We start from the raw sequence: 11,983 nt of genomic DNA, 5'->3' as shown, positions 1-11,983 counted from the left end.
ATATAAAACTGCTCGTCTATTCTTGAAAGGTCCGACATACATTATTTCTGAGGTGAACAGTATGAGAGAAGTAACACAAGATAAATTGAATATCTTTATTGTCATGTTTTTTATTAGTTTGATCATGAGAATTCAAATTCCTGTTTTCACTCCATATGCAGCAGCTTTCGGAGCATCGAGTATCTTAATTGGTGTTATTATAAGTGTTACTTCACTCAGTAATTTAACCGGAAATTTGATCGCAGGGCCTCTGGTAGATCGTTTTGGTAAGAAATTATTCATCACTCTGCCGTTATTTGCCTCCGGAGGGTTATTTATTGCGCACGGACTCGCAGGAGACTCTATGGATTTGTTAGTATTGCATGGTTTAAACGGTTTTGCTTTAGCATTTTTGATTCCTGCCGCTTTCACCCTGCTCTCGGGGTATGCAAAAAACAGTCGGGAACAAGGGAAAAATATTGCCATTAATGGGATGTTATCAACAATTGCCAGTATTATCGCTCCACTACTCGGTGGGCAAATGGTCGTTTGGATTGGTTACGCAAATACCTACTTTTTTATTGGGACTGCCATGATCATTACCGCAACATATTCTTTCGTTTTTCTAAAAGATAGACAAGTCACATCGGTAATAAAGCATAAACAGGGATCTGCAGGCGGTGGGATTCTATCGACGCCCAACCTACCCATCGTTTATTTAATAGCTTTTGCAGTGATGTATATCCACGGTGTACTTATTTTCGAAATTCCTTATTTAACTGTTGAAAGGGGACTGTCTACTTTTCAAACCGGCCAATTATTCAGCTATATGGCTATTGGGACGTTTATTACACTCTCTTTCTTTTTCATTAATCGGTTTAGCCCGTTTTTGAGGCTTATGACAGGTTTATTCGGAATGTCGATGACACTCTTTGCTTTAATAAGTGATCTCTTCCAGTTACCCGTTCTATTATTTATGATGGGCGTGTTCTTTGGTCTTATTATGCCTGCAATGGCGACCTCCATTACAGAAAATGCGCCTAAAGCAGTTCATGGCCGGGCGTTTGGTTATATGTCAGCCATTTTCTCGTTAGGTATCATTGTTAGTTCCTCGGTTACCGGAATCATTCGTGACACCGTATCACCATATTTTGTTGCTTTTCTAATCGGAATGATTGTTCTAACAATTAGTGGGTATCTTAAGGGGGGTATTTCGCTACAAAAAGTACCTACCTAAAGGGATTCGAGGTAATCTATTCAAAGGAAAACAGCAAAAAAAGCCATACTTTCACAAAGAAAGTATGGCTTGGCTTTTTCAGTATTAAGCTTGAAATGAATTAAATCAAACGAACGGCAATAATACCTTCGATCTCTGTAATATTTGCCTCGATACCAGGAATGATATCTCCGTTTACTTTGTTATCGATGTCGATCATCGTATAGGCATAATCGCCTCGGCTTCTATTTACCATGTCAGCAATGTTTAAGTCATAATTCGATAAAGCGGAGGTAATTTGACCAACCATGTTTGGTACATTTTTATGGAACGCAGTAAAACGACGGTTTCCTGTGTAAGGTAAAGATGCATTCGGAAAATTAACAGCATTTTTTATATTCCCTGTTTCAAGAAAATCCTTGACTTGATGAGACGCCATCACAGCACAATTCTCTTCAGATTCTTTCGTAGAAGCCCCTAGATGAGGGAATGGAACAACGTTTTTCATATTCAAGACTTCTTCACTTGGAAAATCTGTAATAAATTTGCCGACTTTTCCACTTTCAAGCGCAGCAGCCATATCCGATTCATTTACAAGACCGTCACGCGAAAAATTCAAAATAGTAACATCATTTTTCATGATGCTGAATGTTTTTTCATTGAACATCCCTTTCGTGTCGTCCGTTAACGGAACATGTACAGTAATGTAATCGGAGTTAGCAAACAATTCTTCGATCGTCATAGCGCGATGCACTGTACGAGATAAGTTCCAAGCAGTATCAACAGAGATGAACGGGTCAAAGCCGATGACGTCCATGTCTAAATTAAGCGCATCATTTGCAACAAGTGCACCGATTGCTCCTAAACCAATGACACCTAAAGTTTTACCTTTGATTTCTTTACCTACAAATTGTTTCTTGCCGGTCTCAACATGTTTTGAAATTTGGTCTCCTTCGCCTTTTAACGTCCTTGCCCAAGTGGTTCCTTCAAAAAGGTTCCGTGAAGAAGCAATTAAAGATGTTAATACAAGTTCTTTTACTGCGTTGGCATTTGCCCCAGGCGTATTAAAAACAACAATTCCGCGTTCCGTACATTTATCGACGGGAATATTATTTACACCAGCACCGGCACGAGCAATAGCTTTCAGGTTATCCCCAAATTCAAGATCATGCATGTTAAAACTACGCACAGCAATTGCATCAGGATTTTCACTATCATTATCAATCGTATAATTATCTTTATTAAAAATCTTTAAACCTGATTCTGCAATATTGTTTAACGTTTTAATTGTTTTTTTATTGTCTAAAATAACTGAGCTCATTTTATCCGCCTCTTTCTTCTATTGGTATTTAAACTCTGTGGAAATAATTAGTGTGGTCTCCTCATTCAATTACATTCAACTACTAAGCTATCCCCCCTAAAAATAAACAGAAAGAGGTAAAGGATGTACCTGTACATCCCTTACCTCTGCCCAGGCGAACGGCTGCTTTCCAATCGATATGTGCTCCCTCACGGTAATCCGTGTACGCCAGTTACACATAGATTCTTTATTTCCTTTATCGTATCAAATTCTGCCGCAACCTTCAACATATAAAATATTTTAGTTACACTTCCTGACAAGTATTGTTGAATCATTACTAATTCTCTCGATTAAATGATCCCCATATAAGAATAAAGGCGGATCATGCGCTTGCCCGGGAAATATAAAAATTATTATTTATACATTTAAGAGAGTGTAATTCACGAAAATGTACACCATATAAGAGGAAGTGATTTTGAATGAAGGTTTAATGTTAGATATTTTACTAAAAAGGATAACTTACAATGCCAGAAAACTATCCGAGTCATGAGCAAATACAAAGTTTTAATGAACGATTGTTTGAAATGAGATTAGAAAAGTGGTTGAATCATGACTTGTTCTCATTTCAATGGTTTCTACTTTTAGCTGTATTGATAATTCCGTGGATTATCTGGTGGCGGTTTGTTGATACAAATAGAATTGCACCAATATTATTGTATGGAACGTTGATGAGCCTTCTTGTGTTAATGATGGATGATATTGGGGTAGAATTACAATTGTGGTCCTATCCTTATCAACTTTTCAATATCATGCCAAGGCTAATTTCAATCGATCAAGGCATCATCATCGTTGCTCATATGTTTCTGTAACAATACTTCTCTAAATGGAGAAGCTTTATCATAGCAAATTTTATCATGGCGGTTATTTTTACGTTTATTTTCGAACCTATAACTGTTTGGCTCGAGATTTATAACCTCGATAACTGGAGATACATTTACTCTTTCCCCATCTACATTATTAAGGCAGTTGTCATCAAATGGTTAGTCGATGAATTCATTCTAAAAAAAAGCAAGTAGGGACGGTTCTCTGCTTCATTTGTTTCATGGACACATCCATTGGTGACGTTCTATTCACCACTTTCAGTACATTTCTACTGGATTATTTTATATATCAAGTACATCGTTTCGAGTACCTTCTTTTCATCACTAAAAGGTACTCCTTTTTCAACAAACAGTGTTTTCCAAACTGCCAAAACTACAGATCAAATTTAGCTTTTAGAAAATGATATACGCCGTCTTCATCACAATTAAATTCCGTAACCTCATCGACTTTCTCTTTAATTAAATCAGCTGCATTTTTCATCGCAACTGAGTAGCTAGCGTACTCTAACATTGGCAAATCATTGTTACTATCTCCAATAGCGAGAGTGTTCTCTTCAGATAACCCAAAATGCTGTAACATCTGCTTCATTCCTGTTGCCTTGTTTACGTTCGCAACCATTACCTCAACATTATGTATAGAAGAAATGGAAGTCGTAAAATTCATTTCTTTTTTCAGCTGGTCAAGCTCATCTTTCCAATGATCGATATGCTCTGTAGATCGGGCAAAAAAATAAAACTTCGAAAACGCACTCCCCTCAATGTTTTCCTTCCAATCAATTTCTTCTTTGACTGCTTGTTTTCGGGAAAGCCACTCATTTATTCCAACACTTTCTGGCTTAGGATCTTTCACTTCATCTTCTACATATACTTTATCTTGCTTCAATGTAATGCGAGGTCTTCCATAAGGGAAGAGTTCATAATAGACGTTGTTTGTTCTAGCTTTTTCAATGATTCTCTCCACCAATTCCAGCGAAAGTGAATGCTCATATACTGCTTCATCCCCAACATAACCTGCCATGCCATTTGAGGTAATTAAACCATCGACTTGAAAACCAGGAGGCACTACTCCTGAAATTTCACCTGCTGACCTTCCTGTTGCGATAAAAACAAATATACCTCGGTTTCGTAACTCATCAATAATTTCTTTTGTATGAATGCTTACCTTATTAAAATGATTTAATACTGTTCCGTCCATGTCTAAGAAAATTGCCTTAGGATTTAATACCACGCTGATTCCCCCTAATTTTATAAAACGAATGTCTTTGGTAAGTATACACTGATCACTGCTTAAAATAAAAATTTTGTCGGTTTTCAACTTTTAAATGATGTTTTCTCTTTTAAAGAAAGTCGTTAAACAGTTTTGCTCCTGCATCATAGGACATTTCTTTCGTAGTAAAGTTAAAGATACCAATCAATAATCCAAATGATTCTAGAGAAGGATAATCGGAGCCTGGGAGAGGCAGTTTATAATCATTATCTAAGAACATACACCAAATATCCTCATTTAAAACTTTCAGGCAAATTGCCTCGATGTCTTTTGAGTTAGCATAATAGCCTACATGAAGATGATATCGTTGATCAAACAGCAATAATTTCACCACTCTCTTTTAAACAGATGTTTAATTTTTTTAGTTGAAAATAGCGATTAAATGTTTAATGAGTGTAAATATGATTGGATGTCTTTTTTACTTTTCAACGTAATAACCCTATTTTCAGAATCTATTTCTTTGAAAGCTTGTAATTTGGATTTCATCATTTTTTTACGTGGATAGTAAGTAGTGCAGATGAATTTAAGAAATTGGTAATCTAGTTTTTCCTTACAGCCTTCGCCCATGTCCGGCCGCGTTTTACCAATATTAGTCAACCACCGTTTGAAAACTCGGTATAAACAAATAATTAGTGGGAGTTCTAAATAAATAATTGTATCTGCTTTTGCTATTCGAATACTATATGTACTATTATAATTACCTTCCATGATCCAACTATCCAGCAAAACAATCTCCTGCTGTCGAGCAGAAAATTCTTCCAACGAAGCTTCTATCCAATTTGGTTTCCAGTATATAGTGTCCAGATGATAAACTTGTATATTTAGAGATTGCGCTAACTTTCGTGCAAACATAGACTTCCCCACACCAGCTGAAACACCCATCACCATAATGCGATTCATTCTGCAAACATCCCCTAACAAATGATTTATTGGTGAGTATTTTTTACATGAAAAGTAATGCTTGTTGAAGATCTGAATGATTGATATCAGACTCGTCAATTTCAGCAAAAAAGAATACTGAAAAAGTCCACATCGACTTTTCAGTATTCTTCATTGAGGGACAACCTTTTTCAGCAGTTAACTTTTAAGATCGTTGAATCTTAGAACTAGCATAGTTGTTGACCATTTTCTTCAAATTTATATGTGAATCTCTTATTTTAATCGTTTCCTCGATGATTTGGCGAAAACCTTCCAATTCTTTGTCAGAAGCGTTTAATAGCGGCTTAGAGATATTTTCGGCGATTTCTTGCAAGGTAACATTTTGATTCAAAGACAACGACCACCTTTCTAATTTGTTGGACGTGTTATCATTTGTCCTCCATTAAATATTCCTCCCAAGAGCCCTTATCTCCTGCATACAAATTAAAAAAGTCCGTAGGGACGGTTCTGTGCTTCATTCGACAGATGGGCATTCTACTCTTTACAAGGCTATTAATCCATTATTTCATTGAAAAATAGTCGGAATGTCTTATAAACCATCCTGTCCCTTAAGTTCTTATACACTAAAAACTTATCGGAAGCAGAGAACCAACAAGTCCCTTTAATTCACCTAAAAAGAAGCAGAGAACCGTCCCCTTGTTTCTTCTGGTAGGGTTTGTTGGATGTCGTTTTTGTAGGCTTCTTTTTGTGTTTTGTTCATCCAAATGTGAAGCGTCCCTTTATCTGTGCTCGTTCGAATTAGTCGACCAATCCCTTGTCTTAAACGAAGGATCATGTAAGGCATGTCTACTTCCTCAACAGGATTGTTTGCATGTTTACGTTTTGCTTGAAATACCGGATCATGTGGTGGAAATGGCAAGGATGCGATGATCACTTGCGATAATGATTCCCCTGGTACATCTAACCCTTCCCACAAGTTGTACGAACATAGCACAGAAGAATGATCGTCCTGAAACTTTTTAACCAATTCACTAATTTCACGGTCGCCCTCGTAAAAAATAGAGAAATCCCAAGTGTTTTGATCGGACCACTCACGGAATTGAGTCATTTCTTCCTTCGAAGAGAATAAAACTAATGATTTTCCATTGCTCTCTAGTAGTTCATTTCTTATTTCGTGCCACTTCTCTTCTTCCGTTTCTTGAACATGACCAAATACACGCATTTGTTGCTCATAATCAAATGGAGATTTAACAGTAAAGGAATCATAGCGTTCAATGCCTAAACTATCAGCAATATAACTAAAATCTCCAGCTTGCGACATCGTTGCTGATGAAAAGATAAAAGGAATCGACTGAGAAAAGACTTCTTTTTTCAAGACATCCTCAACTAGTCGAGGCATAATCACAAATGAACTCTCTAATTCCGTTTCTTCCAGCCAAAATACTCCTTGATTTCCTTCTAATAGTACTGCTAATCCGTAAGAGAAAAATTCTAAATATTCTTCAATTATTTTCACATGGTAATCTTCAATGGTAAACATGTCACCATCAAAAACTAGCTGCTCTAATAATGATTGTACTTTTTCATTTATTTTTGTCGCAAGTTCCATCATTATTTTTGATCTGGGAACTTCTTTTCTGTTAGAACCCTCAACAAATGTGGCCGTCTCTTTTAATAAATCAAACCACTCATCGTGGAGAGCTAAGATATCTTCGATTAACAGTAATGATTCTTCTCGTACATCTTGACTCATGTATTCGGTTAGAATAGTAGCTAATGTTTGTGAATCAAACCGATACGTTAAAGCCTTTTGTGAAGCAAACTCCAATAAATGACCTTCATCAAAAACCACACAGCTCGCCTCAGGCAACAATGGCATTTGTCCTTCACGCTTCCGAGAATCCTTCGTCCAAACATGTTCCATATAAAAATCATGAGAACAGATGATTAAATCTTCGGCATGCCGATAATAATCTCGGTTTAGCGTCTGACCACAACGATGACGCCAATCACAGGTGGAACACTGTTGAATCGGATCCCAAGAAATTTTTTCCCATGCATCATTTGGTACCCATGGATATTCTTTTCGATCACCGTACCGCTCAAATGTTTGCATGGAAGAACCTTGCTCATAGACGAAATCAGGAATCTCATCATGAACACGCAGGATGTCCTCATCGTCAGTTTTATGGGCAAGTGGATCTAATTTTTTCATACATACATACTGTTCACGTGCTTTTGCCAATCGCACGTCAATGGATATACCAAGGGCTTTTTCGAGCTTTTCGATATCTCCCTTTTCTTTCACAAGCTGCTCGATTAACGTTTCATCAGCACAGGAGATGATAGCCGGTTTTCGTTTATACCGCGCGTAACAAATAGCATATAAAAGATATACAAATGTTTTCCCTGTACCAACGCCTGCTTCAGCAAAGATTGTTGATGAATTTTTAAATGCTTGTTCAATCTGAAATGCCATATAGATTTGCTCATCTCGAAGTTCATACCCTTGCTCCGGTAACGTGTCGTAAAACACATCACCTACAAAATCCCCAAGACGATCAAAGAAGTTTTCTGTTTTTGAAATTGTAAACGGAAGTGATTTTGCCATTAAAAATATAGCCCCTTTTTTGTTAGTGGAACGATTCTTATGTTTCTCACTAAGAAAGTAATTTATCATGCCAGCCATCTGATTAGAAAAACTGCAATGTAGTCTATTTTTCGTACACGTAAAGGTTTGAAACTAACTTTTGTAAGCATGAAATTAGCGAAATTTCTATTACTTTATTCATTGCTATCTTCTATAATGAAGTTAAAGGTAGCTGCAAAATTATAAGTTATCTTTATTAAAAAAGCAAGTTTGAGACATCTAAGAAAATACATTTATCTTGCAAAACCGATATATAATTGACAAGGTATGACCGAAACAACATAAGAGAACCCTTTTCTTCTCTCTTCAAAAAGGGTGCTGAAAAAGAAAAACTTTTTCAGCACCCTTATAAACTCCTATTGCACCTGTATTGGAAACGAAATTCTAAATGTCGCTCCCTTTCCAGGCAGTAATTCTATCGTTCCGTGATGATTTTTTACGATCCGTTGGACAATGGTTAAACCTAGCCCAGTACCTGTTTCTTTTGTTGTATGAAATGGCTCAAATAGATCCTCCCTATATTCGGGTGGAATACCAGGCCCAGAATCTTCAATATAAAGCTGATAATAATTACCTGACACTTTAGAATAAATATGAACAGTTCCTTTTTCACCAATTGCATCAAAACTATTTCGAAGCAAGTTATATAATACCTGTGTTATCTGTTTTGCATCTAAAGGTAGGGGTACCTTGATAAGATCAACATGAATGTAAACTTGTTGATCCGTCATTGCGTAGTCATACAAAGGGAGAATGTCACTAACAATGTCTTCCAAGTAAACTTTCTCTAATGTTGGGGTTACAGGCTTTGCAACTAGTAACATATCCCCGACAATAGAATCAATTCGTTTAATCTCCTTTAACAGTAAAGGAATTTGAAATTTGTGATTGTCTTTATCGCCTAAAGATTCTTCCACGAGTGTCAAAAACCCTTTTATGACAGTCAAGGGATTTCGTATTTCATGAGCTGCCCCTGCGGCAGATTGACCTAAGACTGCAAGACTTTCACTTTTATCTATCCGCTTTTCAAGGTTTTCTGTATCGGTAACATCTAAGAAATAAATAATTCTTCCTATCAGTTGATCGTATTGATCAATAAGTTCCGTTTGGGACATTAATAAAAGATAGTTCTTATCTCCGGAAGCATAATGAGTTTTCACCTGGTTGTATTTCTTTTTTAAGGAAACATTTCTCCAAAAACTTCTGTTCTTTTTGTTAAGAATTTCTGAGTTGTCGACTAAATATTCCTTTACTTCCGATGCATCTCTGTTCAATAGCTTTTCTGCAGATAGATTTAAATCCACCGTCGTGTCTTCGTCTTCGATTGTAATAATACCTACAGGCAGTGAGTTAAGTATTTGTTCACGGTACATTTTGTCTTTAGATATTTCTTCATACAAGTGGTAATTTTTTCTAAAGATAATCGATAACAAAACAATAATAAACGTGAATATAAGGACACCAAAAATAGGATTCTCTAATGTTAAAATAATCATTAAAATGTATGAAGAGGCCATTGTAACAAAATAATTAGAGTATGTTTCTTTTATAAAACTTTTAAACAGGACCTTAAGTGGATCTGAATTAGACAAATGAAAATAAATTGTCATTAAAATTAAATTAACAAGATAATACGTTAAAAGAGCCAATACAAAGGAATAATAGGTTAGTGATTCAATGGTCCCACCAACATCCCCATTTAAAAAAATGAATACAAAGTATGTAGTACTTATCATAATAGAATAAATGGAAAGGTTGGCAGCATGCTTCCACCATATAATTTCACTGCGAAAAATCGCAAAAATTACATTACTTATAAGCAATAATAGTAATGTCTCTTCTAATCCTAAGAGAAAAAGAGAGGCAATATAAAAAGCAGTGTCTAATGATAGACTACTTCCTCTTGGCCATTTTGGAATAAAAAAGTAGCTTGATAAAACAACAGCTCCAACCAAAGATAAAAATAATATCCAATCGCCAGGCATCATAGAATAATTAAAGTTCGTGTAAAATATACTGAATCCGCATATATGAAGACCAAGCATAAATATTGTTCTTTTTTTATTAAATAAAAGACTATCCGTCATCCTCAATCACTCACTTGTTTTTTTATAGAAAATTTATTCTTATATAGTACTTTCAGTCTAGAGTATATACTATATTAAAATGAAGTAAAAAAATAGTATTTTTTATGATTTCAGGGACGGTTCTCTGCTTCGTTTTTAAGTAATAAGGTTATAGATAGTATAAAAGAGCAAAAGAAAATACGCTTGGATAATATATCCGAGCGTATTAGAGTGAAAAGTTTTATAAAAAATATCTTTACTATAGAACGTGACCACTGTTTCCTGTATTCTCTTTGAATGAAGCAGAGAACCGTCCCTTGCTTCCCCTATCAACCTGTGAAAAGCTGAGTCCATGCGTTTTTATAGTATCCTACACCAATATGCGTGAAGCTAGTGCTTAAAATATTTTTCCTATGACCAGCCGAATTCATCCAGGCATTTACAACTGCTTCTGGAGTGCGTTGTCCTTTGGCTATGTTTTCGCCAGCGGTTCGGTATTGAACGCCATATGCATCTAGCATTTCAAAAGGAGAACCATGAGTTGGGCTCGTATGACTAAAATAGTTGTTGTTAATCATGTCTCTAGACTTTGCTTCTGCAACGTTTTGTAATTCAGTTCTTATGGATAGTGGCTTCAATCCACGGTTTTCTCGTTCTACATTCACAAGTCTAACAACCTCGTATTCATATGTAGCATCTGCTGATTGTGTTTGGTTATTTTTATCCTCTATTAGGCGAATAACCGATCCTACTTGCATGTTACGCGCATCAACGTTAGGATTAATCCGTTGAAGTTCACGATAATCTACACCGTACCGAAGTCCAATATAATAAAAGCTATCACCTTTGCTTACTTTGTAAGCTTCAAATGGTGGTTCGTCAAAGTATTCATATGCACTTGCCGAACCCGTATAAATCCCTAGCGCTACTGTTACCGATAAAACGGCACTAATATATTTGTTGTATTTTTTCACGTTCTTCATCCCCTCGTTTAACTTAATTTATTTATAAGATTACGATATCGTAAGAGGCATGAGATAGTAACCCTCCAAATTATTCCACCACAATTAGAGTGACGATTCTCTGCTTCTTAATTAGGAAGCAGAGAATCGTCCCCCCGATTTATTCAAACATGAGAAGGGAGAGAAATCTTATGATTATTCGACAAGCGAAAGTGAATGACTGGAAAGGAATAGCTCGTGTTCATGTTGATTGTGTGCACTCGTCATATAAGAATATTTTACCACCCGCTACTTTAGATAAGTTTACGTATAACACTAGAGAGCAACGATGGAAAAAAGATCTTCCGTCCTCGACAACTGGAGGAGCGATGACCTATGTTGTGGAAGACAGTAATGGAACAATAGTTGGGTTTTCTCTAGCTGGTACTATGAGGGATGCTCGATTAAGAATAAAATATACTGGAGAGATATATGGGGTGTATGTGCATCCTGATGTTCAAGGAAAAGGATATGGCAAAAAACTTTTTGAATGTGCTGTACAACATCTTTCTTCTGTTCACTTCTCAACCATTGCTTTATGGACCTTTAAGGATCTCGATTCAGGTACTTTCTTCAAACATCTTGACGGCGAGCAGGTGTATGAAAAATCAACTACCATCGGAGGAGAAAAATTGGAAGAGATCGCCTATGGTTGGGATAATTTAAAGCCTTTTTCCGTATTGACAGAGGATTTAAATTAAAAAAAGGTAAAACAAAGGGACGGTTCTCTGCTTCATAACATAG

Annotated in this window: 12 protein-coding genes and 1 riboswitch; of the genes, 3 read left to right on the top strand and 9 right to left on the bottom strand. The window is 36.2% G+C overall.

The annotated features are described in order from the left end of the window. Nucleotides 1-61 precede the first annotated feature (61 nt). Entirely contained in the window at nt 62-1,216 is a 1,155-nt protein-coding gene (locus tag ACHABW_RS16460; protein ID WP_435756779.1) for an MFS transporter, read from the top strand. 100 nt (nt 1,217-1,316) lie between these two features. Here the strand turns inward: ACHABW_RS16460 and ACHABW_RS16455 are convergent, their stop codons facing one another. Together ACHABW_RS16455 and ACHABW_RS16450 are read right to left on the bottom strand one after the other, a co-directional pair. Continuing rightward, a complete protein-coding gene (locus tag ACHABW_RS16455; RefSeq protein WP_435756777.1) occupies nt 1,317-2,516 on the bottom strand; it encodes a phosphoglycerate dehydrogenase in 1,200 nt (399 codons plus the stop codon). Between the two features lie 141 nt (nt 2,517-2,657). Further along, nucleotides 2,658-2,741, bottom strand: a riboswitch (ZMP/ZTP riboswitch). Next, nucleotides 2,705-2,830 (bottom strand): hypothetical protein, encoded by a 126-nt coding sequence (locus tag ACHABW_RS16450; RefSeq protein ID WP_435756775.1) that lies wholly within the window; start codon nt 2,828-2,830, stop codon nt 2,705-2,707. Its footprint overlaps the riboswitch before it by 37 nt. 189 nt (nt 2,831-3,019) lie before the next feature. On the opposite strand from ACHABW_RS16450, the gene ACHABW_RS16445 reads away from it, so the two are divergent. Then, a complete protein-coding gene (locus tag ACHABW_RS16445; protein ID WP_435756773.1) occupies nt 3,020-3,364 on the top strand; it encodes a hypothetical protein in 345 nt (114 codons plus the stop codon). A 385-nt stretch (nt 3,365-3,749) separates the two neighbouring features. Here the strand turns inward: ACHABW_RS16445 and ACHABW_RS16440 are convergent, their stop codons facing one another. From ACHABW_RS16440 to ACHABW_RS16410, 7 genes are all read right to left on the bottom strand, one after another. Next, complete coding sequence (locus ACHABW_RS16440) at nt 3,750-4,604, bottom strand: HAD family hydrolase (RefSeq protein WP_435756771.1); 855 nt, start codon at nt 4,602-4,604, stop codon at nt 3,750-3,752. A gap of 109 nt (nt 4,605-4,713) precedes the next feature. Further along, nucleotides 4,714-4,965, bottom strand: a complete 252-nt coding sequence (locus tag ACHABW_RS16435; protein ID WP_435756769.1) for a DUF3986 family protein — start codon at nt 4,963-4,965, stop codon at nt 4,714-4,716. 56 nt (nt 4,966-5,021) lie between these two features. Continuing rightward, nucleotides 5,022-5,543, bottom strand: a complete 522-nt coding sequence (locus tag ACHABW_RS16430) for a topology modulation protein (protein WP_435756767.1) — start codon at nt 5,541-5,543, stop codon at nt 5,022-5,024. 184 nt (nt 5,544-5,727) lie between these two features. Next, nucleotides 5,728-5,913: a hypothetical protein gene (locus tag ACHABW_RS16425; RefSeq protein WP_110935899.1), complete on the bottom strand. Its 186-nt coding sequence runs from the start codon at nt 5,911-5,913 to the stop codon at nt 5,728-5,730. 279 nt (nt 5,914-6,192) lie between these two features. After that, nucleotides 6,193-8,133: an ATP-dependent DNA helicase gene (locus tag ACHABW_RS16420; RefSeq protein WP_435756765.1), complete on the bottom strand. Its 1,941-nt coding sequence runs from the start codon at nt 8,131-8,133 to the stop codon at nt 6,193-6,195. A 395-nt stretch (nt 8,134-8,528) separates the two neighbouring features. Then, nucleotides 8,529-10,259: a two-component system sensor histidine kinase NtrB gene (locus ACHABW_RS16415; RefSeq protein ID WP_435756763.1), complete on the bottom strand. Its 1,731-nt coding sequence runs from the start codon at nt 10,257-10,259 to the stop codon at nt 8,529-8,531. A gap of 308 nt (nt 10,260-10,567) precedes the next feature. Further along, complete coding sequence (locus ACHABW_RS16410; RefSeq protein ID WP_435756761.1) at nt 10,568-11,212, bottom strand: CAP domain-containing protein; 645 nt, start codon at nt 11,210-11,212, stop codon at nt 10,568-10,570. 179 nt (nt 11,213-11,391) lie between these two features. On the opposite strand from ACHABW_RS16410, the gene ACHABW_RS16405 reads away from it, so the two are divergent. Beyond that, nucleotides 11,392-11,940: an N-acetyltransferase family protein gene (locus ACHABW_RS16405; protein WP_435756759.1), complete on the top strand. Its 549-nt coding sequence runs from the start codon at nt 11,392-11,394 to the stop codon at nt 11,938-11,940. The last annotated feature ends 43 nt before the right edge of the window (nt 11,941-11,983 follow it).

Origin of the sequence: Salipaludibacillus sp. CF4.18 (assembly GCF_051262595.1) — a bacterium.
GTDB classification, from domain to species: Bacteria; Bacillota; Bacilli; order Bacillales; family Salisediminibacteriaceae; genus Salipaludibacillus; species Salipaludibacillus neizhouensis.
This window is presented reverse-complemented; position numbering and strand designations above follow the sequence as displayed.